Annotated in this window: 17 protein-coding genes and 1 tRNA gene; 10 read left to right on the top strand and 8 right to left on the bottom strand. The window is 70.0% G+C overall.

The features are described from left to right. Positions 1 to 14: 14 nt before the first annotated feature. Entirely contained in the window at positions 15 to 812 is a 798-nt protein-coding gene (locus tag H7U20_RS02295) for an AraC family transcriptional regulator (protein WP_199518003.1), read from the top strand. Here H7U20_RS02295 and clpB read toward each other — a convergent pair. The 7 genes from clpB to H7U20_RS02260 all read right to left on the bottom strand — a co-directional run bounded on the left by clpB (position 809) and on the right by H7U20_RS02260 (position 12,959). After that, positions 809 to 3,412, bottom strand: a complete 2,604-nt coding sequence (gene clpB, locus H7U20_RS02290; RefSeq protein ID WP_199518002.1) for an ATP-dependent chaperone ClpB — start codon at positions 3,410 to 3,412, stop codon at positions 809 to 811. The genes H7U20_RS02295 and clpB overlap by 4 nt on opposite strands. Before the next feature lie 231 nt (positions 3,413 to 3,643). Next, positions 3,644 to 4,117, bottom strand: coding sequence for a molybdenum cofactor biosynthesis protein MoaE (locus H7U20_RS02285; protein WP_199518001.1), 474 nt, complete (start codon positions 4,115 to 4,117; stop codon positions 3,644 to 3,646). Next, the gene (locus H7U20_RS02280; RefSeq protein WP_199518000.1) at positions 4,114 to 6,750 is read right to left on the bottom strand and encodes a DUF349 domain-containing protein; all 2,637 of its coding nucleotides are present in this window, start codon (positions 6,748 to 6,750) and stop codon (positions 4,114 to 4,116) included. Before H7U20_RS02280 ends, H7U20_RS02285 begins: the two co-directional genes overlap by 4 nt. A 146-nt stretch (positions 6,751 to 6,896) precedes the next feature. Further along, a complete protein-coding gene (locus H7U20_RS02275; RefSeq protein ID WP_199517999.1) occupies positions 6,897 to 7,727 on the bottom strand; it encodes a hemerythrin domain-containing protein in 831 nt (276 codons plus the stop codon). A 129-nt stretch (positions 7,728 to 7,856) separates the two neighbouring features. Beyond that, on the bottom strand, positions 7,857 to 10,496 hold the full coding sequence (locus H7U20_RS02270; RefSeq protein ID WP_199517998.1) for a bifunctional acetate--CoA ligase family protein/GNAT family N-acetyltransferase: 2,640 nt from the start codon (positions 10,494 to 10,496) through the stop codon (positions 7,857 to 7,859). A gap of 112 nt (positions 10,497 to 10,608) precedes the next feature. Next, entirely contained in the window at positions 10,609 to 11,724 is a 1,116-nt protein-coding gene (locus H7U20_RS02265) for a DUF2804 domain-containing protein (RefSeq protein WP_199517997.1), read from the bottom strand. After that, entirely contained in the window at positions 11,721 to 12,959 is a 1,239-nt protein-coding gene (locus tag H7U20_RS02260) for a winged helix-turn-helix domain-containing protein (protein ID WP_199517996.1), read from the bottom strand. The genes H7U20_RS02265 and H7U20_RS02260 overlap by 4 nt, the downstream gene beginning before the upstream one ends. A gap of 286 nt (positions 12,960 to 13,245) precedes the next feature. Here H7U20_RS02260 and H7U20_RS02255 point away from each other — a divergent pair, with 286 nt between their 5' ends. The 3 genes from H7U20_RS02255 to H7U20_RS02245 all read left to right on the top strand — a co-directional run bounded on the left by H7U20_RS02255 (position 13,246) and on the right by H7U20_RS02245 (position 21,180). Continuing rightward, positions 13,246 to 15,888: a sensor domain-containing diguanylate cyclase gene (locus H7U20_RS02255; RefSeq protein WP_233410449.1), complete on the top strand. Its 2,643-nt coding sequence runs from the start codon at positions 13,246 to 13,248 to the stop codon at positions 15,886 to 15,888. Between the two features lie 98 nt (positions 15,889 to 15,986). After that, the gene (locus H7U20_RS02250; protein WP_199517995.1) at positions 15,987 to 17,375 is read left to right on the top strand and encodes an exonuclease SbcCD subunit D C-terminal domain-containing protein; all 1,389 of its coding nucleotides are present in this window, start codon (positions 15,987 to 15,989) and stop codon (positions 17,373 to 17,375) included. A gap of 28 nt (positions 17,376 to 17,403) precedes the next feature. Beyond that, the gene (locus H7U20_RS02245; RefSeq protein ID WP_199517994.1) at positions 17,404 to 21,180 is read left to right on the top strand and encodes an AAA family ATPase; all 3,777 of its coding nucleotides are present in this window, start codon (positions 17,404 to 17,406) and stop codon (positions 21,178 to 21,180) included. A 46-nt stretch (positions 21,181 to 21,226) separates the two neighbouring features. Here the strand turns inward: H7U20_RS02245 and H7U20_RS02240 are convergent, their stop codons facing one another. Further along, positions 21,227 to 21,382: a hypothetical protein gene (locus tag H7U20_RS02240; protein ID WP_199517993.1), complete on the bottom strand. Its 156-nt coding sequence runs from the start codon at positions 21,380 to 21,382 to the stop codon at positions 21,227 to 21,229. A gap of 196 nt (positions 21,383 to 21,578) precedes the next feature. On the opposite strand from H7U20_RS02240, the gene H7U20_RS02235 reads away from it, so the two are divergent. From H7U20_RS02235 to H7U20_RS02210, 6 genes are all read left to right on the top strand, one after another. Beyond that, positions 21,579 to 22,079, top strand: coding sequence for a putative metalloprotease CJM1_0395 family protein (locus H7U20_RS02235; protein WP_199517992.1), 501 nt, complete (start codon positions 21,579 to 21,581; stop codon positions 22,077 to 22,079). A gap of 239 nt (positions 22,080 to 22,318) precedes the next feature. Further along, the gene (locus H7U20_RS02230; protein ID WP_199517991.1) at positions 22,319 to 22,531 is read left to right on the top strand and encodes a hypothetical protein; all 213 of its coding nucleotides are present in this window, start codon (positions 22,319 to 22,321) and stop codon (positions 22,529 to 22,531) included. A 237-nt stretch (positions 22,532 to 22,768) separates the two neighbouring features. Continuing rightward, positions 22,769 to 23,725 (top strand): hypothetical protein, encoded by a 957-nt coding sequence (locus tag H7U20_RS02225; RefSeq protein WP_199517990.1) that lies wholly within the window; start codon positions 22,769 to 22,771, stop codon positions 23,723 to 23,725. Positions 23,726 to 24,076: 351 nt separating this feature from the next. Next, entirely contained in the window at positions 24,077 to 25,246 is a 1,170-nt protein-coding gene (locus tag H7U20_RS02220) for a methyltransferase (RefSeq protein WP_199517989.1), read from the top strand. 90 nt (positions 25,247 to 25,336) lie between these two features. Next, positions 25,337 to 25,413, top strand: a tRNA-Met gene (locus H7U20_RS02215). A 272-nt stretch (positions 25,414 to 25,685) separates the two neighbouring features. Continuing rightward, on the top strand, positions 25,686 to 26,582 hold the full coding sequence (locus H7U20_RS02210; RefSeq protein WP_199517988.1) for an SGNH/GDSL hydrolase family protein: 897 nt from the start codon (positions 25,686 to 25,688) through the stop codon (positions 26,580 to 26,582). Positions 26,583 to 26,651 lie beyond the last annotated feature (69 nt).

Here is a 26,651-nt window from a genome sequence, read left to right as displayed (position 1 = left end):
CGTTTACATCCGCCATGCCGATACCCGTCGTCACCCACACCAGCCACTACCGGCCTTGCAACGATCCGACGCCGCAGCGGCCGCTGACGATGAGCGCGCGCAATCTGCAGGCCGACGAGCACCTGCCGCCGCACCGGCATCCCTGGGGCCAGATCACCTACGCGATGGAGGGCGTGGTGCGGGTAACGGCCAACAACAGCAGCTGGATCGTGCCGCCGTTGCGGGCGATCTGGATTCCGCCGAACGTGGTGCACGAGGTGACGGTGCTGCAGAAGACCCGCCTGCGGCCGCTGTGGGTGCAGGCCGAGCACGCGCCCTTCCCCGGCGCCGAGTGCGAGGTGCTGGAGGTGTCGCCGCTGCTGCGCGAGTTGATCTCGGCGCTGGAGCAGCTCGACCTCGGCGTGGCGCACGCCCGCGAGCCGCTGCTGATCGCCTTGATCCTCGACGAGGTGGGCCGCTCGGCGACGCGGCCGATGCGCGTGCCGCTGCCGCAGGATAAACGTTTGAAGGGCTTGTGCGCGGCGCTGATCGCCCAACCCGGTTCGCCGCTGACCCTGGACGAATGGGCGGCGCGGGCCGGCGCCTCGGCGCGCACCTTGGCGCGGCTGTTCGAACGCGAGCTGGGGATGGGCTTCGTGCAGTGGCGCCAGCAGGTGCGGCTGGCGCACGCCGCAGCGCTGATCGCGCGCGGCATGCCGCTGGCGCAGGTGGCCGAGCAGCTCGGCTACGCCAGCCAGTCGGCCTTCTCGGCGATGTTCAAGAAGACCTTCGGCAGCACGCCGTCGGCCTTCTTCGCCGCGCGCGGCGGCTAGCCGCCGGCTGCGAAGCTGCCGCCGGCCTCGAACACCAGCGCGCCGTCGCGCACGTCGATGCGGATGGTGTCCTTCGGCGCGAAGGTGCCGGCCAGGATCTGCTTCGACAACGGATTTTCGATCTGCTGCTGGATCGCCCGTTTCAAGGGACGCGCGCCATACACCGGATCGTAACCCGCCTCGGCGATCCGCTGCAGCGCCTGTTCGCTCACCGTCAAGCCCATCTCCATGCGGGCCAGGCGGTTTTCCAGAATCTTCAGCTGGATCTTGGCGATGGCGCCGATGTTCTTCTCGTCGAGGCCATGGAACACCACGATCTCGTCGATCCGGTTAATGAACTCGGGACGGAAGTGCGAACGCACCTCGGCCATCACCTGCAGCTTGATCACGGCCGGCTCGCTGCCCTCCAGCGCCTGGATCTTATGCGAACCCAGGTTCGAGGTCATGATGATGACCGTGTTCTTGAAGTCCACCGTGCGGCCCTGGCCGTCGGTCATGCGGCCGTCGTCGAGCGCCTGCAACAGCACGTTGAACACGTCCGGGTGGGCCTTCTCGACCTCGTCGAGCAGGATCACGCTGTACGGCTTGCGCCGCACCGCCTCGGTCAGGTAACCGCCCTCGTCGTAGCCGACGTAACCCGGCGGCGCGCCGATCAAACGGGCCACCGAATGCTTCTCCATGAATTCGCTCATGTCGATGCGGATCATCGATTCCTCGGTGTCGAACAGGAAGCCGGCCAGCGCCTTGCTCAGCTCCGTCTTGCCGACCCCGGTGGGGCCGAGGAACATGAAGGAGCCGTACGGACGGTTGGGGTCCGACAGGCCGGCGCGCGAACGACGGATGGCGTCGGCCACCGCGACGATCGCCTCGTCCTGCCCCACCACGCGCTCGTGCAGCTTCTCCTCGATGTGCAGCAGCTTGTCGCGCTCGCCCTGCATCATGCGCGAGACGGGGATGCCGGTGGCGCGCGAGACCACCTCGGCGATCTCCTCGGCGCCGACCTCGGTGCGCAGCAGCTTGGGCGCGCTGGCCGCCACGCTGGAGATTTTCTCGGCCTGTTTGAGCTGGGCCTCGAGTTCCGGCAGCTTGCCGTACTGGAGTTCCGAGACGCGCTGCCAGTTGCTCTCGCGCGTGGCGCGCTCCATCAGCAGCTTGACCTGCTCGATCTCCTCCTTGATGTGGGTGCTGCCCTGCACCACCGCCTTCTCCGCCTTGAGGATCTCCTCGAAGTCGTTCAGCTCGCGCTGCAGCTTGACGATCTCCTCGTCGATCAGGCCGAGGCGGCGGCGCGAACCCTCGTCCTTCTCCTTCTTGACGGCCTCCTTCTCGATCTTCAACTGGATCAGGCGGCGTTCCAGCTTGTCCATCACCTCCGGCTTGGAGTCGATCTCGATCTTGATCTTCGCCGCCGCCTCGTCGATCAGGTCGATCGCCTTGTCGGGCAGGAAGCGGTCGGTGATGTAGCGGTGCGACAGCTCGGCGGCGGCGATGATGGCGGCGTCCGAAATGGCCACCTGGTGGTGCAACTCGTACTTGTCCTGCAGGCCGCGCAGGATGGCGATGGTGGCCTCGACCGTCGGCTCGTCGACCAGGATCTTCTGGAAGCGGCGCTCCAGCGCGGCGTCCTTCTCGATGTATTTGCGGTACTCGTCGAGCGTGGTGGCGCCGACGCAGTGCAGCTCGCCGCGCGCCAGCGCCGGCTTGAGCATATTGCCCGCGTCCATCGCCCCCTCTGCCTTGCCGGCGCCGACCATGGTGTGCATTTCGTCGATGAAGACGATGGTCTGGCCCTCGTCCATCGCCAGTTCCTTCAGCACGGACTTGAGGCGCTCCTCGAACTCGCCGCGATACTTGGCGCCGGCCAGCAGGGCCGCCATGTCGAGCGACAGCACGCGCTTGCCCTTGAGCGATTCGGGCACCTCGTTGTTGACGATGCGCTGCGCCAGGCCCTCGATGATGGCGGTCTTGCCGACGCCCGGTTCGCCGATCAGCACGGGGTTGTTCTTGGTGCGCCGTTGCAGCACCTGGATGGCGCGGCGGATCTCGTCGTCGCGGCCGATGACCGGGTCGAGCTTGCCGGCGCGGGCGCGCTCGGTCAGGTCCAGGGTGTATTTTTTCAGCGCCTCGCGCTGGCCCTCGGCCTCCTGCGAGTCGACCTTGGCGCCGCCGCGCACGGTGTCGACGGCGCTCTCCAGCGACTTGCGGCTCAGGCCGTTCTCGCGCGCCAGCTTGCCGGCGTCGGACTTGTCCTCGGTCAGCGCCAGCAGCACCATTTCGCTGGACACGAACTGGTCGTTGCGCTTCTGCGCTTCCTTGTCGGCCAGGTTCAGCACGGCGATGAACTCGCGGCTGGCCTGCACGTCGCCGCCGGTGCCGGAGACCTTGGGCAGGCGTTCCAGCGACGATTTCAGCGCATTGCTCAGCGCGTTGACGTTGACGCCGGCGCGCTGCAACAGCGAACGGGCGCTGCCGTCGTCCTGGTTCAGCAGGGACGTCAACAGGTGGACCGGTTCGATATAGGGATTGTCGTTGCCTACAGCCAAGCTTTGCGAGTCGGCCAGGGCTTCCTGTAATTTCGTGGTGAGTTTGTCTTGCCGCATGGAAGTGCTCCGGTGAATTTGACTTAGCGCTACAGGTTGGGCTGCGCGTTCCGTTTTCAAGGAGACCACTATTTAAATGACATTTCCATGATCTGGGTCAAATAGCCCGACAGTCACCCATGCGAGGCGCCGGCGGCCACCAAACCACCCACGGGCGGAAGCCGGGGTCGGACCCGCCGGGTCCGACCCCGGATGTACGCCTGTGGGTTTTTCAAGCGCAGCCGGGCGGCGTCAGGCGGCGTTCCACTTTTCCAGCGCCGCCTCGTCGCTGACGCGGGCGTCGACCCAGCGCGCGCCGTCGGGCGTGTGTTCCTTCTTCCAGAACGGCGCCTCGGTCTTCAGAAAGTCGATGATGAACTCGCAGGCGGCGAAGGCTTCGCCGCGATGCGCCGACGTCACCGCCACCAGCACGATCTGTTCGAGCGGCTGCAGCGGGCCGACGCGGTGGATCACCAGCGCGCCGTAGATGGGCCAGCGCTGCTTGGCCTGCTCGATGATGGCGCCGATCGACTGCTCGGTCATGCCGGGGTAGTGTTCCAGCTCCATCTGCGCCACCTCGGCGCCCTCGTTCAGGTCGCGCACCGTGCCGACGAAGCTGACCACCGCGCCGACCTTGGGATTGTCGGCGCGCAGCTTGGCCAGTTCGGCCGTCAGGTTGAAGTCCCATTCCTGGATGCGCACCTGGTTCGGCGCCGCGCCGCTCACGAGGCCTCCGCCGCGCCGATCCGGCGGAACAGCTGCTCGATGCGGCTGGCGGTGCGGTCGTCGGCCAGCGCCGGCATGGCGCACAGCTGCAGGTACTGGGCCGCCTGGGTCAGCGGCTTCTGGCCGGACTTGAGCGACGACTGCAGCACCTCGACCTGCATCTTCAGGCGTTCGCGGGCGAACTCGGCGCCGCTGTCGACGCCGGCGACGATCTCCAGGCGCAGCACCTCGTCGAGCAGGCGGGCGCGGTTGGCCTCCAGCTGCTCGGCGTAGCGGCCGCGTTGGCCGTCCAGCGCCAGCAGCGCGGCGTTGAAGCGGCCGTGCAGCGCGCGCTCGTACTCGGCGGCCAGCGGCGGCAGGGCCTGCCAGCGGCCGTTCCACTCGGCCTGGTCGGCGCTGGCGCCGTCCTGGCCCAGCGTGACTTCCAATTGCTGGCACAGGCGCAGCTTGTCGCGCAGGGCGTTGGCCTGGGCCGCGCCGGCGCGGCGCTTGATGGCGTCGGCCTGGGCCTGCACGGCCGCCACGGCGGCCTGGTAGCGTTGGGTGATCTTGGCCTCGGTGGCGCGCGGCACCGCGCCGGCGCCGTGCCAGGCGCTGGCGGCTTCGCGCAGCGCGGCGGCGATGGCGGCCAGCTGGGCCTTGTCGGCGCCGTCGAAGGCGGCCGTTTCCAGCCCGGCGCAGATGGCCTCGCGGGCGTGCAGGTGGGCCTTGCGTTCGCTGTCGGCGGCGTGGGCGCTCTCCTTGCGCTGGGCGAAGACATGGTCGCAGGCGGCGCGGAAGCGCTGCCACAGGGCCTGCTCGGCCTTGCGTTCCAGCGGCAGCGCCTTGGCCTGCTCCTGCCAGCGCTCCTGCAGGTGACGCATCACGTCGAGCGTGCCACGATCATGCGGCACCAGCGCCTCGACCTCGGCGATCAGCTGTTCGCGGCGCGCCATCTCCAGCGAACGCTGCTCGGCCAGCGGCGCCATCATGGCGTTCATGGCCTGGTCGAAGGCGCTGTCGAATTTTTTCTTTTCCTTGCGGTCGATGGTGCCCAGGCGGCCCCACACCTGGCGCAGGCGCTGCGCGGCGGCGGCCACCTGCTTCCAGTCGGCGTGCTCGGTGCCGGCCATGGCGCTGACCTCGTCGATCAGGGCCTGGGCCTTGGCGGCGTTGTGGTGGCGCTCCTCGGCCAGCTGCTTGAAGTGGGCGGCGGCCGGCGCGTAGGCGGCGCTGCAGGCCGCGTCGAAGCGCTCCCACAGGGCCTTGGGGGCGTGGCCGGAGACCGCGTCCAGAGCCTTCCAGCGCTCGCGCATACTGCCCACCTTCTTGGCCAGCTCGCTCATCGCCAGGCCCTGCGCGGCCAGTTCCTCGACCGCCTTGACCAGCTCCTCGCGCGAGACGTTGCCGCCCCAGCGCGCCCAGTCGCCCAGGCGTTTCAGCTCGGCGCGCACGTGCGCCAGACGCTCCGACTGGGCCGGCGTCAGGCGCCCGCCCTTGTGCTCCTTGAGCCACTTGTCGTGCTCGGAGGCAGCGTGCAGCAGGCCCTGCTCCAGCGCCGCCTCCATCGCGTCCAGCGTTTCGATGAATTGCTTGTTGTCTTGCTTGCCGTCTCGCTTGTTGTCCTGCTTGCCGTCCTTGGCCGGCTTGGCGCCAGTGGCAGCGGCCGTGTTGGCACCGTGGGGCGGATTGGCTTCGCGGGTCTTCGCGTTGCGCTCGGCCGGAGCCACCGGCGGCTTGGCGGCCAGCACGGTGGCCAGCACCACGTCCAACTCGGCCTGCTGGCGCGCGGCCAGTTCGCCGGCGGGCACCTGGCCCAGCGCCTGCCAGGCGCGGCGCAGCTGCTCGGCGTGCAGGCTGTCCGGCGCGGCGGCCTGCCACTCGGCCAGCGCCGCCTGGCGCGCGTCGAAGACGGCTTGATGCTGTTCCAGCGCCTGCAGGGCGGTGCCGGCCAGTTCCAGCGCGGCGGCGACGTCGTTCAGCAGATGCTTGGGCAGCGAGGTCAGCTCGGCCGACGCCAAGGCGCTGGCGTGGCCGGCGCGCAGCCGTTCCAGCGTCTGGGCGGCGGCCGCCGGGGCCAGGCCGGCGGCCGGCAGCGCGCGCAGCTCGGCCAGCGCGTCGATGACGGTGCGTTGCAGGCTGACCTGGGTTTCCAGCCGTTGGGCCAGCGCCACGCGCAGCGGCGCGAAGCGCTCGGCCTGCTCGGCGGCGGCGGCGGTGACGGACCATTGGCGGTCGAGGTCGGCCACCATGTTCGGTGTCAATTTTTCATCCTGGATCAGGCGCTCGGCCTGGGCGATGCAGGCCTGGGCCTTTTGCTGCTCGGCGTGCTGGTAGCGGATCGCGTCCAGCCGGCCCTGCATCAGCTTGGCGACGCGGCGGTCGCTATTGCGCATGGCCAGCAAAACTTGCTCCAGCGCAGGCTGCGACACCACGTGTTCGGCGGCGGCCAGGCGCACGCCGGCGAATTCGCTTTGCAGGATCAGCTCCACCGCCGCCGCCTCGTCGCCGGCCAGCATGCCGGCGCGGGCGGTCTGCTCGTCGCGGCGCGACGCGGCCTGGGCGACGGCGGCGTCGCTGGCTTCGGAGGCGGCCGTGGCCCGTTGCGGCTCGGCGGACTTGTCGGTAGCTCGTTTAAATAGGAAATCGAACATGGTGAGCTATGAGTGGGGAAAACCACCATCATAGCAAAGCAGGGGAAATTTGCCCGGCGATGCTGCATTCCCGGCGCCGGCGCCGGCCGCGCCGCCGTCCCAACCCGGCCGTATTGGCCTTACTGGCCTTACTGGCCTCGCTGGCCTTACTGGCGCGCCAGCGGATCGGCCAGCGGCAGGTCCAGCGCGGCCAGCGACAAGGCGCCGGTGGCCAGCGGGGCCTCCAGCTGTTCATGGGAGTCGGCCGTCATATCCAGCGGCGGCAACGGCAGCAAGGCCAGCCGGGGCGACAGCAGGCGCTCGATGGCGGCGGCGGAGGCTGCGGCCGAGGCGGCCTTGGCGGCGGCGGAGGCAACCGCAGCGGCGGAGGCGGCGGAGGCAACTGCTGCTGCGGAGGCAGCCGAGGCGGTGGCGGCGGCAGCGGTGGCGGCGGTGGGCAGCGTGATCGGCGCGGCCGAGCGGGCGCGGCGCTCCTCGACCATCTTGGCGTCGTGCAGCAGGAACTGGTTGGCGATGGCGAACCAGGCCTCGCCGCAGATCACGCTGCGGGCGATGGCGAACAGCTCCTTCTCCTCCTTCTCCAGGCGCTGCAACAGGGCGCTGCAAAAGGTTTCGATGCTGGCGCAGATCTGGCTGACCTGCTCCTCGGCGCCCTCGTGCAGGCCGCCGATGCGCTCCTGCATGGCGCGGATCACCGCCAGCGCCGCCTGGTTCAGACGGCTCAGCTCGTCGAGCAACTGGTCGGCCCGCTCGGTGGCCTGGCGGATCGCCGGGATCAGGTACATCTCGATCTTGCGCCAGTGGCAGGCCTGGTACAGGCGGTTCAGGGTCTCGCAGGCGTATTCCAGCTGGCCCAGGGTGATGCTGTTTTGCTGCATGAGGTTGGCGCGCACGTATTGTTGAAACGACTGCAGGCTGACGCGCACGCTGGCTTGCTCGACCGATAGAGCTACCAGGGTATAGGTGGCCGTTAACATTCTGACTCCCAGGAAAACGTGGCGTCTGAGCGGGACGTCAACGAAAGTATGTCTGGCCAGCAAGTTTGTGACACCTGACGGACAGCGCGGAAGTAAAAGTGTAAATAAACCCGACAAAGCCGCTTTGACTTAGGACAAGCGCGGCCGTGTTCCCTGCAGAGCGAGGCGCAAACCGACCGTCCCCGCCTCCTCGCGCGGCAACACCTCGCCGCCGAAGCGGCGCACCAGGTGTTGCACGCCACCGTTTTCGGACAAGGCCTCGCCGCTCAGTTCGGCCGTGCCACGACTACGGAAATAATCCACCAGTTTCTGGAACAACACCAGGCCCAGGCCCTTGCCCTTCAAATCGGAGCGCACCACGATGGCGAACTCGGCGCTGAAATTGTCCGGGTCGGCCACCGCGCGCACCACGCCCAGCGTCTCGGGCAGGCCGTCGGCGCCGGCGCGGGTGGCGATGAAGGCCATGGCGCGGTCGTAGTCGATCTGCGTCAGCCGCGCCAGCTGGGCCGGCGGCAGCTCGCGCATCGCCGAAAAGAAGCGCAGCCGCACGTCGTCCGGATCGAGCGCGTTGAAGAAGACCAGATGCTGCGGCGCGTCCTCCGGCCGGATCGGCCGCAGCAAAATGGCGCCGCCCTGCCAGGCCACCTCCTGCTCCAGTTCCTGCGGATAGGGCCGGATCGCCATGGCGCAGGCGGCGCGCGGCGGCGCCAGGCGGATGTGGGCGTCCAGCGCCAGCACGCCGTCGGCGTCGGCCAGCAGCGGGTTGATCTGCAACTCGGCCAGTTCGGCCAGGTCGGCCACCAGCTCGGCCACCTGCACCAGGGTGCGGCCGATGGCCTCGAAGTCGGCCGGCGCGCGCTGGCCGATGCCGCCCAACAGGCGGGCGACGCGGGTGCGGCCGACCATGTCGCGCGCCAGCACCATGTTCAGCGGCGGCAGGCCGACGGCGCGGTCGGCCGCCACCTCGGCGCCGATGCCGCCCTGGCCGAACACGATCACCGGGCCGAACACGGCGTCGTTGTGGACGCCGATGGCCAGCTCCTGCGCCTCCGGCCGGCGCACCATCCGCTGCACCACGAAGCCGGTGCCGGCCAGGTCGGGACGCAGCCGCTTGAGGCGGTCGCGCATGGCGCCGGCGGCGGCGCGCAGCATGTCGGCGTCCTCCAGGTCGAGCACCACGCCGCCGACGTCGGCGCGGCGGCCCAGCTGCGCCGCGCTGGCCTTCAGCGCCACCGGGTAGCCGATCGCGGCGGCCGCCGCCAGCGCTCCCTCGACGTCGGCCGCGACGCGGATCGGCGCCAGCGCAATGCCGTAGGCGGCCAGCACCGCCTGGCTGTCCATCTCGCTCAATTGATGGTGGCCGGCGGCCAGCGCGGCGGCCACCACGGCGCGCGCGGCGGCCCGCTCCGGCGCCGCCGGCAGTTGCGCCGGCACCTCGATCAGCAGCTCCTGGTTGCGGCGGTACTGGGCGATCTGCAGAAAGCCGTGCACCGCCTTCTCCGGCGTGTCGTAGGTCGGCAGGCCGGCATCGGCGAACAACTGGCGCGCCGCGCCCACGGCGGCGCCGCCCAGCCAGCACGACAGCACGTTCTTGCCGGCCTCGCGCAGCAACGGCGCCACCGCCTCGGCGATGCGCAGGCTGGGCACCATGGCGGTCGGCGCGTGCAGGAACAGCAGCGCGTCGGCCTGCGGCTCCCGCAGCAGCGCCTCGACGGCGCCGGCGTAGCGCTCGACCGGCGCGTCGGCCAGCAGGTCGAGCGGATTGGCGGCCGGCGCGGCCATCTGCTTGAGCCGCTCGACGGTGGCGGCCGACAGCGGCGCCAGTTGGGCGCCGCCGGCCAGCAGCGCGTCGACCGCGATCAGGCCCAGGCCGCCGCCGTTGGTCATCACCGCCAGCCGCTCGCCGCGCTGGCCGCGCGCCCGCGCCAAGGTCTCGACGGCGTCGAACAGGTCTTCGGTGGAGTGCACCCGCAGCATGCCGGCGCGGCGGATCGCCGCGTCGAACACCGCGTCGGCATCGCCCTCGCGGTCGCGGCCGACCTTCAGCACGATCACCGGCTTGCCGCGCGCGGCCAGGCGGCCGGCCGACATGAACTTGCGCGCGCCGCTGACCTGTTCAAGGCAGAGCAGGATGGCGGCGGTGTCGCTGTCGGCCGCCAGGTAGTCGAGCAGGTCGCCGAAGTCGATGTCGGCGCCCTCGCCCATGGCGACGAATTTGGAGAAGCCGATGCCGCGCAGGCTGGCCCAGTCCAGCACCGCCGTGCCCAGCGCGCCGGACTGCGAGACGAAGGCCAGCTTGCCGGGACTGGCGCCGATGTGGGCGAAGCTGGCGTTCAGGCCGAGCGCCGGCACCAGCAAACCGACGCTGCCGGGGCCGAGGATGCGTAGCAGATGGGGTTTGGCGGCGTCCAGCATGGCCTGGCGCAGGCTGCGTCCGGCGCCGCCCTTGAGCTCACCCAGGCCGGCGGTCATGACGATGGCGGCGCGGCAGCCGCGCGCGCCCAACTCGGCGATCAGGCCGGGGATGGTGGCCGGCGGCGTGCACAGGATGGCCAGCTCGGGCGCGCCGGGCAGCGCCGCCACCTTCGGATAGCAACGCAGGCCGTGCAGCATGTCGTACTTGGGGTTGAGCGGCCAGATGACGCCGTCGAAGCCGCCCCCGGCCAGGTTGGCCAGCACCCGCGTACCGATGCGCTGCGGCTGCTCGGAGGCGCCGATCACGGCCACCGAGCGGGGTTTGAACAGACGGTCGAGATTTCTAATGCTCATAATCCTGGCCTCTTGGCGTATGCCTGCATTATCCCTATCGCGCGGCCCTTGTGTGCCGTGTTCTGCCGCTCGGCGCGGCTGTGTGCCGTTGCCGCCGTCGCGCTGTTGTTTTTTACCAGCGCGAGTGATGGTCCTCGGTGACCCCGACCAGTTGGTTGACCATGCGCTTGGGCTGCTCCGGCCCGCTCCTGACCCAGCCGGTAAAGGTGCCGATCGGCTGCAGGTAGCGGCTGGCCGCCACCACCAGGTTCTTGTCCTCGCGGCGCGCGCCGTCCGGCGTGAAGTGCAGTTCGAGCAGGTCGTCCTCGGTGAAGATATGCCAACGCGCCAACGGGTCCGACACATCGTACAGGAAATGCGCCGGTCCAAGCGGATAGATGCGGCCATCCAGCCACAGCGCGTTCTCGTTGTCGCCGAAGTAGCCCGCTTGCAGGTTGAAACCCATCTCCAGGCTGTGCGCCGAGGCCCAGCGCCAAGCCGTCTCGCGCGCCAGCAGGCCGTTCGAATAGTCGAAGCTGGCGACGCCGCCGGCCAGGTCGTAGTCGTCGCGCCAGGTGCGCACCTGGCCCGTCAACGGCATGCCGGACGACTTCTGCGTGGCGTGCACCGAGCCCTTGGCGATCGGCCCGACCGCCAGCAGCAGCGGCGAGCTGCCGGGGCCGAACTCGGCGTCGATCTCGACGTGGTCGCAGCGCAGTTCCAGCCGGTGGCGGCCGGCGCCGTCGCTGTCGATCAAAATGCTGCTGCGGCGCGTGCGGAAGCGGCTGGCGCCGCCGGCGTGGCCGGCCAGGCTGGCCGAGCGGCCCGGCAGGCCGTCCTGCGAGAAGTTGGCCAGCATGTCGCCGTCTGCGCGGTCGAAGGCGTAGGCGAAGGCGGTGCTGGTCCAGCCGACATCGACGATGGCGACGGCGCAGAAGATCTGCTCGGTGGCCAGCGCGACGTAGTGCCAGCGCTTGTGGTGGAAGCGCCGCCACAACGCGCCGCGCGCATAGGGCGCGGCCAGCGCGCGCCAGTCGAAGCCGTCGACCTGGCCGGCGTAACGGCCGAAGCGCGGCAGGCCGTCGGCGCCGATCACGCCGGCCGGCGCGGCCGGCAGCGCGGCCGGCGCGGCGGCGCCGGATGGGTCGTCGCGGCCGATGCCGATGCCGCCGCCGCCTCCGGCCGCCGTGTCAAGCGCGCCACGCGGCTCGGCTGGCGGCTCCTTGTGCCAGTTCGCCGGCTGCTTCATGCGGCCTCCCGCTCTGGGGCGTCGGCCAGCGCGGCCGCCAGCGGCGCGGCGAACTGCGCCGGCGCGCACTGCTCCAGCCGCACTTGCGCGCAGCCGTGCCAGGCGGCGCAGCGGCGCAGCGCGGCGGCGATGTCGTCGACCAGGCGCGCGCTCAACCGCACACCAGGTTCCATGTGCAACGCCTTCAGCTCGAACACGCCGTCGCGCCGGTGCGCCTTGGCGTCGACCCGGCCGACCAGCGCGCCACGGCGCAGGATCGGCAGGCAGAAGTAGCCGTGGCGGCGCTTCTCGGCCGGCGTGTAGCACTCCAGCCGGTAATCGAAGTCGAACAGTTCGAGGGCGCGGCGGCGGTCCCACACCAGCGGATCGAACGGCGACAAAATCGTGGTCAGGCTGGCGTTCAACGCGCCGGCGGCGGCGGCGGCCGCCAAGTCGGCGTGCTCCGGGTGGATGTAGACCGGCTCGTCCCAGCCGGCGACGCGGGCGCGCAGCAGGGCGCCCTCGGCCACCAGCGCGTCCAGGTCGGGTCGCGCGCCCTTGCTGCGGAAGTAGTCGGCGGTCCAGCCGGCCTTGGCCAGGCCGAGCGCCTTGACCGCCTTCAGCAACAGCGTGCGCCGGGTCGCCTCGGGCGCCGGCAGGCGGCCGTCGTCCCAGTCCGGCAGCACGCGCTCGGCCAGGTCGTAGACGCGCTGGAAGTTGTGGCGCCGCGCGATCATCAGCGCGCCGGTGGTGAACAGCACCTCCAGCGAGCGCTTCTCCGGCTTCCAGCTCCACCAGCCGCCGGCCTTGCCGTCGCTGCGCTCGAAGTCGGACGAGCGGGTCGGGCCGTTGGCGCGGATGTGTTCGAGCACCGCGTCGACCTCGGCGCGGCGCTCGCGCATCCAGCTCGCCGAATACTTCCACCCCATCGCCGCCGGGTCGAGCATGCGCGGGCGGTACAGCGCATAGTCCTCGATCGGCACGAAGCAGGCCTCGTGGGCCCAGTACTCGAACAGCGCGCCGTCCTCCAGCAACTGCTCCAACCAGGCCTGCGGATAGTCGCCCAGCCGGCTCCACAACACCAGATAGGGGCTGCGCGCGACGACGTGGATGGTGTCGATCTGTAGCACGCCCATCTGGCGGATGGCGGCCAGCAGGTCGTCCGGCCTGGCCTTGCGGCGGCGCGGTTGCAGCAGCCCCTGCGCGGCCAGGTGCAGCGCGCGGGCGGCGGCCAGGCTGAGTGTCAATTCGGTCAAATCCCAAGTCCTTTTGTGGTCTTTTTTGTGCTCTTCTATCGTCGCTGCCGACGGCCGCCGGACGGGCGCCGGCGCGCAAGGTCTATTCTAATGAGAAATCGGCAATTCCTGTATTTTTTGTGCCACCGGCGCCCCGGGCCGCCGGACGGCGCCGCCCCGGCGGGCGAATATTTTCGCAGGGCAAGCCCCCAAGCGCGGCAATTCCGGGCAGAATGAAGAAAAACACGAGACACCGGTTCCCGCCGGGGAAAGACCACTTTCATGACTCTTGTCGGCCAACGCCCAATTGAGCACGCTTAACACCCCTCTGCGCCGCCTGTACCGGGCGCTGCTGCTGCCCGCCTTCGCCCTGGCGCTGCTGGCCTCGATGTGGGCGGCGGTGACCTACCAGATCGGCCAGGAACGCGACAACGCCCACCTTGAGGCGGTGCTGCGGGCGCAGGCGCTGGCGCGCACCTTGGCCGAGCACTCCGAACACCTGCTGCGCCAGAGCGACCACGCCACCCAGCTGTTCAAACTGCAGTTCGAGCAGAGCGGCGGCGCGCTGCGGCTGGCCGAATTCAGCCGCAAGGGCGGCCTGCTCGACTCGCTGTTGCCGAGCAAGCTGGATCCGCCGCTGGCCCTGTTCGACGCCGGCGGCCGCCTGATCGACAGCCGCAACGGCAGCTTCGACCCGGCGCTGGGCCGCCAGGCCTTCTTCCGCAACCACGCCGCCGAACCGAACGACATCGTCCAGGTGTCGACCGCGCTGGTCGAGCCGCGCACCAAGCGCTGGCTGGTGCAGCTGTCGCGCCGCCTGAACGACCGCGACGGCGGCTTCGCCGGCGTCTTCGTCATCATGATCGACCCCGCCATCTTCGTCGAGGACTACGACCGCCTCAACGTCGACGAGCAGGGCGCGGTGGTGCTGCTCGGGCGCGACAGCGGCCTGAGCGCCGGCCGCGTCGGCGCCCAGCTGGTCATCAGCGACAGCATCGACTTCGGCGCCCCGGCCGCCGCCGGCCTGGCCAACGACGAGCTGCAACCCAAGCGCCCGCTCGACCACATCGCGCGCATCTACAGCTACCGCGAGCTGCCGCGCTACGGCCTGATGGCGGTGGTCGGCATCAGCACGCAAAGCGCGCTGGCGCGCTTCGAGCGGCAGCGCCGCATGTATCTGGGCACCCTGCTGGTGGCCTCGGCGCTGGTGCTGCTGTTCGTCGGCCTGCTGATGCAGCAGGCGGCGCGCCTGCGCCGCACCACCTTGCGCGCCACCGAGGCGCAGCACATGCTGCGCGCGGCGGCCGACGCCAGCCTCGACGCGGTGTTCCTGCTCAAGGCCTGCCGCCAGGGCGGCCGCCGCGGCGGCAACGTGGTCGACTTCACCTTCGCCGACCTCAACGAGCGGGGCGCCGCGCTGATCGGCTTCCCGCGCGCCGCGCTGATCGGCCGGCGCCTGTGCGAGGTGCTGCCGGCGCTGCGCAGCGAGGGCTACATCGACAAATACCTATCCGTGCTGCGCACCGGCCAAGCGCTTGAGGAGGAGTTCCAACTCAGCTTCCTGCCCGGCGGCCCGCACTGGCTGCACCACCAGATCGTCGCCATCGACGACGGCGTCGCCGTCACCACGCGCGACGTCGCCGCGCGCATGGAGGCCGAGCTGGCGATGCGCAAGAAACAGGCCGAACTGGCCGCCGTCAACGACGCCTCGCCGCTCGGCCTGATCCGCGCCGACGCCAACGGCAACTGCACCTACGTCAACCTGACCTTCGAGGCGATCACCGGCCTGACCCGCGCCCAGGCGATGGGCGACGCCTGGCAGGCGGCGGTGCATCCGAACGACCGCGCCCCGTTGCAGCAGGCGCTGCGCCGGCTCAGCCGGGACCACCAGCCCTACCAGGACACCCTGCGCGTGGTGCACCCGGACGGCGCCGTGGTGTGGGTCTCGTTCAAGATCGCCGTCATGCGCATCGACGACAAGGTCTACGGCTACGTCGGCACCGTCGACGACATCACCGTGGTGCGCAAGTCGGTCATGGCGCTGCGCGAGAGCGAGGCGCGGCTGCGCACCATCGCCGACACGCTGCCGGCGATGATCGCCTACCTCGACGACGACGAGGTCTACCGCTTCCACAACCTGGCCTACGAGCGCGAGTTCTCGCGCAGCGGGCTGCAGGTGCTGGGCAAGAGCGTGCTGCAAACGGTCGGCGAGCAACGCTACGCCTTCCTGGCGCCGTTCATCGCCAGCACGCTGGCCGGCGAGACGCTGACCTTCGAAGAGGACGACGACAGCCTGGGCTACGAACGCTGCTTCGAGGTGGTCTACATCCCGCAGCGCGACGAGGACGGCGGCCGCGTCATCGGCTTCCACGTCATGCGCCAGGACATCACGGCGCAAAAGCGCGAGAAGCAGCGCCTGCTCAAACTGTCGCAGATCGACGCCCTGACCGGCCTGACCAACCGCGCCGGCTTCCTGCAAAAGCTCAACGACAGCATGGCCCAATGCCGCGACAACGCCGCCCTGATGGCGGTGATGTACATGGACATCGACCGCTTCAAGCCGGTCAACGACACCTTCGGCCACAGCGTCGGCGACGCCCTGCTGAAGTCCTTCTCGGCGCGCCTGACCCACACCATGCGGGTCAGCGACACCATCGCCCGCCTCGGCGGCGACGAGTTCACCATCATCATGGAGCGCATCAGCCGGCTCGACGACGCCGAGGCGCTGGCCGCCAAGATCGTCACGGCGATGCAGGCGCCGTTCGAGCTGGACGGCATCGTCGTGTCGATCTCGGCCAGCATCGGCCTGACCTTCTACAGCGACGAGGAGCTGTCGCCGGCCGAACTGCTCAACCGCGCCGACGTGCTGCTGTACGAGGCCAAACAGGCCGGCCGCAACACCTTCCGCGCCGGACCGGCGCTGCCGGACGCCCGCTCGAACGCCGCTTGAACGGCGCCGCCATTCGGCCTGCGTCAATGCCGCCCCGCTCTGGGCCGACCCATATTGCGCTATATTGAGCGCTTCCTGGCCGTTTCCACACTCACTCCATGCGTCTGCTGCACACCTCCGACTGGCATCTGGGCCAGTCCCTCCACAATTTCGAGCGCGGCTACGAGCACCAGTGCTTCCTCGACTGGCTGCTCGACACCCTGGTCGCCGAACAGGCCGACGCGCTACTCATCGCCGGCGACATCTTCGACAACGCCAACCCCTCGTCGGCCTCGCAAAAGCAGTTGTACCGCTTCCTGCGCCAAGCCGGCGAGCGCCTGCCGCGCCTGAACATCGTCGTCATCGGCGGCAACCACGACTCGCCCGGCCGCCTGGAGGCGCCCGGCCCGCTGCTCGAAGCGCACGGCACGCGGGTGGTCGGCGCCGTGCCGCGCGACGCCGCCGGCGCCATCGACCTGGAGCAGCTGGTGCTGCCGCTGACCGGCGCCGACGGCAGCGTGCAGGCCTGGTGCCTGGCCCTGCCCTTCCTGCGTCCCGGCGACGTGCCGCGCCCGGCGCCGGCCGCCGCCGCCGACGACGACGACGACGACGACGACGACGACACGGCTGTCGACGTCACCGATGCCGAGACGCCGGACGCCGACGCCAATGCCACCGGCGCCCGGACGCCCGCCGCCGCTCCCCCCACCGACCATGCCGCCACGCCCGGCGATCCCTACCTGGCCGGCATCGCCCTGCTGTACCGCCAGGCGCTGGCGCTGGCCGAGACCAAGCGCCAGCCCGGCCAGGCGATCATCGCGATGGGCCACTGCCACATGGTCGACGGCCAAATGTCGCAGGACTCCGAGCGGCGCATCGTCATCGGCGGCACCGAGATGCTGCCGGCCGGGATCTTCGCCCCGGCCATCGCCTACGCCGCGCTGGGCCACCTGCACCTGGCGCAGACGGTCGGCAAGCAAGGCCACATCCGCTACAGCGGCAGCCCGATCCCGCTGTCGTTCGCCGAAATCGGCTACCAGCACCAGGTGCTGCGGGTCGACCTGGCCGACGGCGCGCTCAGCGCGGTGACCGGCATCCCGGTGCCGCGCGCGGTGCAGCTGCTGCGCGTGCCGGCGCGGCCGGCGCCGCTGGAGCAGGTGCTGGCCGAACTGGCCGCGCTGGAGTTCCCCGCCGTGGCCGACGCCAACGCGGAGACGACGGCCGACAGTCGGCCGCTGCTGGAGGTGCGCGTGCGGCTCGACGCGCCCGAGCCGGGCCTGCGCGCCCGCATCGAGGCGGCGCTGGACGGCAAGCCGGTGCGCCTGGCCAAAATCGAGACCAGCAGCGGCCCGCGCGGCGCCGCCGACGACGCCACGCTGACGCTGGACCAACTGGACCGCCTCAAGCCGGACGACATCTTCCGCCAGTTGTACCAACAAAAATTCAACGCCGAGGCGCCGGCCGAACAGCTCAGCGCCTTCGCCGAGCTGATGCTGCCCGCCGCCTGAACACCCCAACCGTATTGAACACCACAGCATGAAGATTTTAAAAATTGGCGGCAAAAACCTGGCCTCGCTGGCCGGCGAGTTCCAGGTCGACTTCGAACAGGAGCCGCTCGCCTCGTCCGGCCTGTTCGCCATCAGCGGCCCCACCGGCGCCGGCAAGAGCACCCTGCTCGACGCCCTCTGCCTGGCGCTGTACGACGCCACCCCGCGCCTGCTCAAGGCGCTCGGCCGCAGCCTGCTGCCCGACGTCGGCAGCGACACCATCTCCTCGCAGGACACCCGCGCGCTGCTGCGCCGTGGCGCCGCCGAGGGCTACGCCGAGGTCGACTTCATCGGCAACGACGGCAGCAGCTACCGCGCCCGCTGGAGCGTGCGCCGCTCGCGCACCCGCGCCGAGGGCGCGCTGCAACCGACCGCGATGACCCTGCACCAGCTGCCCGGCCTGCAACCGATCGGCGCCACCAAGACCGAGGTCAAGGCCGAGATCGAACGCCGCATCGGCCTGTCCTTCGAACAGTTCACCCGCGCCGTGCTGCTGGCGCAGAACGAATTCTCCACCTTCCTCAAGGCCGAGGACAACGAGCGCGGCGAGCTGCTCGAAACCCTCACCGGCAGCACCGTCTACAGCGAGATCTCGATGCGCGCCTTCGAGCGCGCCAAGCTGGAACAGGCCGACCTGCAAAGACTGCTGTCGCGCCTGGCCGACCAGCGCCCGCTGAGCGCCGAGACGCGCGCCGAACTGGAAGCCGACAGCGCCGCCGCCGACCAGGTCGTGGCGCTGCTGGACCAACGCAAAGCCGCGCTGGAACAAGATCTGCGCTGGCACCAGCAGGCCGCCCGCCTGCGGCAAGGCGAACAACAAGCGCAGCTGGACTGGCAAGCGGCAAACGAACAGCTGGCCGCCGCCGCGCCGCGCCGGCTGGCGCTCGAACGGGTCGACGCCATCCAACCGGCGCGCCCGCTGGCCGCCGACATCGCCCGCCTCGACGCCGACCGCCAAGCCACCGAGGCCGCGCTGGCCGCCAACGCCGGCAATATCCAACAGGCCAGGGAAGCGCAGCGCCAGGCCGGCGCCGCGCTGGAACAGGCCGCCGCGCAGTTGCTGCAGGCCGAGCAGGCGCAGCGCGACGCCGCGCCGCTGCTGGACCAGGCCAAGGCGCTCGACGCCCGCATCGAGGCGATGCTGCCGGCCCACGGCGCGGCGGCCAAGGCCAGCGAACAGGCCGGCCAGGCCGACAGCCGCGCCAAGGCCGCGCTGCAGGCAAAGCAGGACCAACATCAACAACTGCAATCATCGCAGCAAGCCGGCGCCGACTGGCTGGCGCGCCACCACCACTGGCAGGCGCTGGCGCAGTCCTGGCCGCGCTGGGACGTGCTGTTCGTCCAGGCCGGCCAAGCCGCCTCGCAGGCCGAAAAACTCAGCAAGGCCTTGGCCCGCGTGCAGCACAGCGCCAAAGGCCACCGCGACGACGAGGCCGGCGCCGCCGCCAAGCTGGCCGGCGCCCAGGAACGCCTGCACGCGCTTGAGGCGCAACGGCAGGAAGCCTTGCGCGCGCTGGCCGCCTTCCCCGCCGAACAGCTGCTGGGCCAACGCCACGCGCTCGACCAACGGCGCGCACTGCTGGCCGGCGCCGAGCGCATCTGGCTTGAGCTGGACACCCGCCAGCAGCGCGGCCGCCAGATCGAAACCCAATCCGCCCAGCTGCGCCAACAGCGCGAGCGGGCCGACGCCGCGCTGGTGTTGGCGCGCCAGGAGCACATCGGCATCATGGCCGCCTTTGGCCAGGCCGAGCGCTCGCTCAAGCTGGCCGAGGCGGCCTGCGCCGAGAACGTCGAAACGCTGCGCGCCGCGCTGGAGGACGACACCCCCTGCCCGGTTTGCGGCGCGCTCGAACACCCCTACCGCCACAACGACGGCGCCATGCAAACCATGCTGGGCGGCTTCCAGGCCGAGGTGGCGCGCTGCCGCCAACTGGCACAGACCAATATCGACCAACAGGCCGACCAGCGCGCCAGCGCGCAGGCCAGCATCGAACAGCTGGGCGCATTGACGGCCGAACTGCGCACGCTGCAGGAAGCCATCGAACGCCACGACCAGTCCTGGCACAGCCACCCGCTGCTGGCCGACGCCGCGACGACACTGCCGGCCGAGGCCGAACGCGCCGCCTGGTTCCAGACCGAACTGGCCGCCGCCACGGCCGGCCTGCAGCAGCTGGAGCAGCAGGAACGCGCCATGCGCCAAGCCGCCGCGCAACGCGAACAAACCCAGGCGGCCTGCGAGCGCGCCGCCGCCGAACACGCCCAACTGCTCGACGTGGCGGCCCAGGCCCGCACCGCACTGGCCCAGATCGACGCCGAACACAAGGCGCTCGACGAGCAGCGCATTGAAGTGGCGCTGCAACTGGGCGCCCTGCTCGACGACCTCGACGCCGCCTTCAGCGGCAACGACCTGCCCAGCGAAGGCTGGAAGGACGACTGGAAAGCCGGCCCGGCGCGCTTCCACGAGGCCCGCCAGACCGAGAGCCGGCAGTGGCTGGCCCAGCGGGCTGCCGCCGACGAACGCGCCGCCGCGTTGGCCACCATCGACGTCGAACTCAGGGCGCTGGCCGACGCGCTGGCCACCGCCGGCGCCGCCGCCAGCGTCGCCCGTGGCACCTTCCAGCAGGCCGAGCGCGACATCCAGGCGGCCCAGCAGCAGCGCATGGCGCTGTGGGACGGCCGCGAAATCCACGATATAGAAACGGCGCTGCGCGGCGCCATCGACGCCGCCAAGGCGCGGCTGGAAGCCCAGCACGGCGCCAGCCAACAGGCCGCCCACGCCATCACCCGTCTCGACGAAGCCGCCGCGCAAGCCAGCCAGCGCCTCGCCGCGCTGGCCGAACAGGCCCGCCTGGCCGCCGCGCGTCTGGACGACTGGCTGGCCGCTTTCCAGCGGCGCCAGCCGGATGACGACGACAGCCGGCTCGACCTGGCCGGCCTGCACGCGCTGCTGGCCTGCCCGGAGGACGCCCTGGCCGCCGAGCGCCAGTCGCTGCGCGCGCTCGACAGCGCGCTGGCCAACGCCGCCGCCGTGCAGCGCGAGCGCCAGGAGCAACGCGCCCAGCACCAACATGGCGCGCCGCACGACACCGCCCAGTCCGGCGACACGCTGATCGAGGCCATGACGGCGCTGGCCGCCGAGCGCAAGGAACGCCACGACGCCGCCACCGCGCTGCAACTGGGGCTGGCCCAGGACAACGCCCGGCGCCAACAGGCGCAGGCGATGCTGGGCGCGATCGAGCAGCAGGAGGCGATCGAACGGCGCTGGGCGCGCATGAATGAGCTGATCGGCTCGGCCGACGGCAAAAAATTCCGCAACTACGCGCAGCAGTTCACGCTCGACGTCCTACTCGGCTACGCCAACGCCCACCTGCGCCAGCTGGCGCGGCGCTACCAGCTCGAACGCATCGCCAATCCGGCCCATCCCTCGCTCGGCCTGCTGGTGCGCGACCTCGACATGGGCGGCGAGATGCGCTCGGTGCACTCGCTGTCCGGCGGCGAATCCTTCCTGGTGTCGCTGGCGCTGGCGCTGGGCCTGGCCTCGCTGTCGTCCAACCGGGTGCGGGTCGAATCGCTGTTCATCGACGAGGGCTTCGGCAGCCTCGACGCCGAAACCCTGCGCATCGCCATGGACGCCCTCGACGGCCTGCAATCGATGGGCCGCAAGGTCGGCGTGATCTCGCACGTGCAGGAGATGACGGAACGGATCTCCACCAAGATCATGGTGCAGCCCTCGGCCGGCGGCAAGAGCGTGGTCACCGTGCAGTAGAAATAGAAATAGGAGTAGGCGCCGGCCTGGCCGGCGGCGCCGGCCGCTAGCGCTGCGCCAGCGTGCCCTTCTCCAGCTTGACCAGATCCCAACCCAGCTCGCGGCGAATCTGCTGCGGGCTGGGCGGCGGGCGACGCTGTTCGATCTGCGTTCGCAACCACTGGCGCACCGATTCCTTGCTGGGTTGCTTAGACTGGTCCATAACAAAACCTCATTCGCAGACGGACGACGACAAAGCCGGTTGGCTACTCCTTCAACGCGCCGGCGCCTGTTCAGTTGACCGCCACGACGCCTCCGCGCGCGATGAAATTGCAAGCAAATGCTACAAATTTGCTATCATCGGGGTAGATCGAAGCCGATCAAAGCTGACCGAAGGCCGACCAACATAGCGTGCCATCATGAGCATCGCCGCCGTCACCGCCAGTGCCATCCCACCCGCCACGCCGCAGCGGGTCGCCCCCGCGCGCGCCGGCGCCGGCGCGCCCACCGAGCTGACGCCGCAAGCCTTGGTTTTGATCGACAAACTCAAGGCGCGCGACGCCGAAGTGCGCCAGCACGAGCAGGCCCACCTGGCCGCCGCCGGTGGACTGGCCGTCTCCGGCGCCAGCTACACCTACCAGCGCGGCCCGAATGGCGTCGACTACGCCGTCGGCGGCGAGGTCAACATCGACACCTCGCCCGGCCGCACGCCCGAGGAGACCATCACCCGCGCCCACACCATCCAGGCCGCCGCGCTGGCGCCGGCCGAGCCGTCCGGCCCCGACCGCGCCGTCGCGGCCCAGGCCCAGCAACTGGAACAGCAGGCCCGCGCCGAATTGGCCATCAAGACTCAACAGGCGCTGCAACAGGCCTACGAGCTCGCGCCGCCGGCACCGCCGACCCTCAACGTCTTCGCCTGAGGCCCCGGCGAAATTAGGGCGCCGAGGCCGCGCCTCATAGCCCGACCATGGCCATCTCCTGCGCGCTGTAGCGAGCGCCATGACTTCCTCCACTCCCCCAGCCGCCGCCAGATGCCGCCCGCCCTGCCCGTCTTTGTCGACGCCGTGCGCGCCGGCTAGGCGCCGAGCAGGCACGCCGCGCCGCGCCGCGCCGCCAAGCAGGTGATAAAATCGTCCCTTTGCGCGAAAACTCAGCCACCATGTTAAAAGCACCACGCACGCTCACCTTCAAATGCGCCAAATGCGCCAAATCCGTGCAGGTCTTCCTGCAAAAGGTGTCGGCCTGCTCGCACATCCAGCCCTACCAGGGCATCTGCAAATGCGGCGAAATCAAACGCCATGCCACCGGCCAGAAGGACGCCGTCCAGTCCTACCTCGAATCGGCCGACGGTAGCTGGTCACATCACCACTAACACCGCTCGCCGGCGCGATTCAAAGGCGCCAGGGAAGCCCGCCAACCCCACAGGCGTAAATCTGGGGTCAGACCCCGCGGGTCTGACCCCGGCTCTCTGACCTTGGGTGATTTTTACAGCCACCCGCCCTTTATTGACTTAGCGGCAGTACAAGAAGAAGCATCTTTTTGCATCCGTCGCCCTCAAGTAAACCAGCACCCTGCCGTTGTATCCTCTACAACTCCCCTGGAAGCCGCCATGTCTACTATTCCCGCCCTCGGCACACCCTATCGCTCCACCCTGCCGGCGCTGCTGCCGCAGGCTGACGACAAGAGCGGCGCCCCTGCTTCCGCCACCGGCAGCAAAGCCACCAAACTCGCCCCGCTCGGCAACGACGTCACCCTGTCGCCCAAAGGCGTCGACCTGCAAAAGCGCGTCGACAGCATCGGCAACGCCACGGTAGACCTGGCGCAGAACCTGCTCGGCAGCTTCGCCCAAGCCCTGTTCGGCGACGCCGGCAAGGGCGCGCAGATCTCCTTCGACTCCGTCAGCCTGGACACCTCGTCGAGCTACGGCGCGATTCTGCAGCACAGCTCCGGGCCCAACGGCAGCACCGACACCGCCGCCTTCCAGCTCAGCGACAGCTCGCACTTCCTCGGCAAGGGCACCATCACCACCGCCGACGGCCGCAAGTTCGACTTCGAGGTCGAGGTGCAGTACGAGGCCAGGGTCGAAGCCGGCATCAGCCAAACCAGCAGCGCCGCCAACAACAACGGCCAGACCAACAACCAGGGCAAGGCCGCCGACGGCGCCAAACCCGGCACCCTGCCGACCGTGCAGCTGCCGAACATCGACTTCCCCGGCAGCCTGGCCGACTTGTTCAAACTGATCGGCCAAGACCTGAGCACCGACCTGCTCGGCGGTGCCGCAGGTCTCGGCCAGTCCGACGCCACGGGCGGCAACGCCGATCAAAACCAGGGCCCGGGCGGCAGCCTGACGCTGCGCCTGCTCAAGCTGATCGACAGCCCCACCCCGCTCGACCTGTACGCCCCGCCCAACACGGCGGAAAGCCGCGCCAAGGCGCTGGCCGACTCCTACGCCAACCAACCCGGCGCCCCGGCCACCCCGCCGGCGCTGACCTCGTCCACGCCGGCCGCCACCACGGCACCGGCTGGCGCCAGCGCCAACCAAACCGCAACCAAGACCGCAGCCTGAGCCCAGCCGCCGGAGCGCGCCACTCGACGCGCCCCGGCGGCCTCCCCATCGCGTCCCATCCCGCCTCACGCACCGGCCTGACGCCGGCGTTATCGCCGCCGCCCCTGCGCGGCCATGTGCTGCCATGTGCTGCCACCCCGGCCGTGAACGCAAGCGGCGGCCGGCGCCGCGCCATCGCCACGCATCCATCGCCCCGTCCGCCCCACGTATAATAGCCACACCATCAACGAAGCGCCGCGACCGTGCCCGCACCGCCGGCGCCATCGCCGCTACCCTATTCCTTTCGATTGCCCCAAACATGCCCGTCCAAGAATTCGCCCATCGCCCCTTCCAATCCACGCAGGTGGCGCCATGACCGCCCCGCAAAGCGCGACGCCGCAAATCCACTGGACCGAAAACGGCGTTGAGCAAAGCGCGCGCTGGCGCTCCGAAAGCGGCATGGCGCCGCCCAAGCGCGTCGTCATCGCCGACGACCGCACCACCGCCGACGTGGCCTACCGCCTGGCCTGCGAAGGCACCGCCCTGCTCTGGCGCGGCGACTTCCAGAACGCCCGCCAATTGCTGCAGGCGCTGGCCCGCCGCGCCGACCACAAGCACAGCAAACCGGGCAAGAAAACCAAGCCGGCCAAGCCGCCGGCCAACCCGACCGAGGCCTTCCACCTGCACCGCCAGGCCCAGTCGCAGCGCGCCCGCACCCTGGCCATGCTGCTGATCCCCTTCGAAGCCGACTACGCCATCCCGCTGCGCCGCGCGCCCGAGGTGCAACTGGCCTGCAACGAAGCCTACGGCCGTGGCGAGCTGCCCTTCATCGCCTCGCTGCGCGAGCTGCTCGGCCTGATCGGCGCCCACGAATGGCGCCGCACCGGCGTCGAGATCCCGGCGCTGGAAGACCGCATCCACCCGCACTACGGCGTGTTCTCGCCGGTGCGCGGCGAATACGTCGAGCTGGTCGCCACCACCCCGCTGCCCAAGGGCGCCACGCTCGGCTTCGACATCGGCACCGGCACCGGCGTGCTGGCGGCCGTGCTGGCCAAGCGCGGCCTGGCCCGCGTCATCGCCACCGACCAGGACCCGCGCGCGCTGCGCTGCGCCCGCGAGAACCTGGCCCGCCTCGACCTCGACGGCACCGTCGAGCTGCTCGAAGCCGACCTGTTCCCGCAGGGCCGCGCCCTGCTGGTGGTGTGCAATCCGCCGTGGCTGCCGGCCCGCCCCAGCTCGCCCATCGAATACGCCATCTACGACCCGGACAGCCGCATGCTGCGCGGCTTCCTCAACGGCCTGACCGAGCACCTGGCGCCCGGCGGCGAGGGCTGGCTGATCCTCTCCGACCTGGCCGAGCACCTCGGCCTGCGCACGCGCGAGGAGCTGCTCGGCTGGATCGCCGCCGCCGGCCTGACCGTCCTGGGTCGCAACGATATCAAGCCGGTCCACCCGCGCGCCGCCGACGCCAGCGACCCGCTGCACGCCGCCCGCTCGGCGGAACTGACCTCGCTGTGGCGTTTGGGCGCCGCCACGGCATAAGCTGCGCTTAATCAAAATGGCGAAATATAAGCATTTCTTATTTCGCCCTTGCGCATCTTCCCCCGCCTGTATATAATTCCGGCATACAGACGCGGGGTGGAGCAGTCTGGCAGCTCGTCGGGCTCATAACCCGAAGGTCACAGGTTCAAATCCTGTCCCCGCAACCAGATTCAAAAAGCCGTTGAATTCGCCAGAATTCAACGGCTTTTTCACGTCTGGCCTACCTCACCCAATCAAGTTGGACACTATGCCGACGACAGCGAATGCATCCGCGCATACAGCGCCACCTGTGAGCACGTCGCGCCCCCATCCCTTGTGACAATCCGCGCACCGATCCACAGCCCGGCAGTGTATATTCTGTCATGTCAATCTTAGCAAGAGCAGTCCGCCGAACAACGGCTTCGGCACCCCGCGCCGGCGCCACCACCGGAGCTTCGCCATGGCCACCCTTGTCACCGCCGCACCCAACGCCTACACCCAACAAAAGCTAGCGATCCAGAATGAGCTGGACCGCCGCGTCGCCGAGCACCGCGCCCGCTTCGAGCAGCGCCAGATGATGCAAAGCGCCACCCACCAACTCGGCGCCAAGCCGCTCAACCTCATTGCCCAGGGTGACAGCTGGTTCGACTATCCGCTGCCGGTGTTCGCCCACAGCGACGTCATCGCCCACCTCAAGGCGATGCCGCTGTCGCCCAGCATCCTGTCGCTGGCCCACTACGGCGAGGCCGCCGAGGACATGCTCGGCGTGACCAAGCTGCACCGCCTGCTGGCCCAGCTCAACGCCGGCGACGACGGCAGCCAATATGACGCCATCCTCTTCTCCGGCGGCGGCAACGACCTGGCCGGCGACCAGTTCCGCCTGTGGATCGCCGACTCCGCCGTAGTCCACAAGGACCCCGCGCTGGGCCTGCAAAGCGCGCGTGTCGACGCCGTCCTCGGCATCGTCAAGGCCGCCTACCAGGACCTGATCCTGGCCCGCGACAAGATCGCCCAGGCGCACAATCGCAGCATCCCCATCTTCGTCCACAGCTACGATTTCGCCCTCCCCAGCGGCGTCGGCGTGTGCACCGTCGGCCCCTGGCTCAAGCCCAGCCTGGACGACCGCGGCTGGGACAGGGAGACCGGACCCGGCATCGTCAAGCAGCTGCTGACGCGCTTCGCCGAGCTGCTCGACGAGCTGCAGGGCCAGCACGCCGACTTCATCCACGTGAAGACCCAAGGCACGCTGAGCGCCGGCCAGTGGGCCAACGAGCTGCACCCCACGCCGGACGGCTTCGCCGCCATCTCGGCCAAGTTCGTCGCCGCGCTGCGCGCCCGCTTCCCCCACCGCATCTGAGCCGAACGCCGTCAAGTCAAGGCGCCGGCGGTTACAAAAACCACCCAAGGGCAGAGGCGGGGGGGGGGG

This window comes from Rugamonas violacea, assembly GCF_016461825.1.
Lineage (GTDB): Bacteria > Pseudomonadota > Gammaproteobacteria > Burkholderiales > Burkholderiaceae_D > Rugamonas.
The sequence above is the reverse complement of the archived record's forward strand: the minus strand, read 5'-3'. Positions and strand labels throughout refer to the sequence as shown.

Bases quoted from the DNA above. Each gene is read 5' to 3' on its own strand.
- H7U20_RS02225 (WP_199517990.1), top strand. From the start codon at position 22,769: ATGTCTACTATTCCCGCCCTCGGCACACCCTATCGCTCCACCCTGCCG.
- H7U20_RS02210 (WP_199517988.1), top strand. From the start codon at position 25,686: ATGGCCACCCTTGTCACCGCCGCACCCAACGCCTACACCCAACAAAAG.
- H7U20_RS02275 (WP_199517999.1), bottom strand. From the start codon at position 7,727: ATGTTAACGGCCACCTATACCCTGGTAGCTCTATCGGTCGAGCAAGCC.
- H7U20_RS02245 (WP_199517994.1), top strand. From the start codon at position 17,404: ATGAAGATTTTAAAAATTGGCGGCAAAAACCTGGCCTCGCTGGCCGGC.
- H7U20_RS02235 (WP_199517992.1), top strand. From the start codon at position 21,579: ATGAGCATCGCCGCCGTCACCGCCAGTGCCATCCCACCCGCCACGCCG.
- H7U20_RS02230 (WP_199517991.1), top strand. From the start codon at position 22,319: ATGTTAAAAGCACCACGCACGCTCACCTTCAAATGCGCCAAATGCGCC.
- H7U20_RS02250 (WP_199517995.1), top strand. From the start codon at position 15,987: ATGCGTCTGCTGCACACCTCCGACTGGCATCTGGGCCAGTCCCTCCAC.
- H7U20_RS02240 (WP_199517993.1), bottom strand. From the start codon at position 21,382: ATGGACCAGTCTAAGCAACCCAGCAAGGAATCGGTGCGCCAGTGGTTG.
- H7U20_RS02220 (WP_199517989.1), top strand. From the start codon at position 24,077: ATGACCGCCCCGCAAAGCGCGACGCCGCAAATCCACTGGACCGAAAAC.
- H7U20_RS02295 (WP_199518003.1), top strand. From the start codon at position 15: ATGCCGATACCCGTCGTCACCCACACCAGCCACTACCGGCCTTGCAAC.
- H7U20_RS02280 (WP_199518000.1), bottom strand. From the start codon at position 6,750: ATGTTCGATTTCCTATTTAAACGAGCTACCGACAAGTCCGCCGAGCCG.
- H7U20_RS02265 (WP_199517997.1), bottom strand. From the start codon at position 11,724: ATGAAGCAGCCGGCGAACTGGCACAAGGAGCCGCCAGCCGAGCCGCGT.
- H7U20_RS02270 (WP_199517998.1), bottom strand. From the start codon at position 10,496: ATGAGCATTAGAAATCTCGACCGTCTGTTCAAACCCCGCTCGGTGGCC.
- clpB (WP_199518002.1), bottom strand. From the start codon at position 3,412: ATGCGGCAAGACAAACTCACCACGAAATTACAGGAAGCCCTGGCCGAC.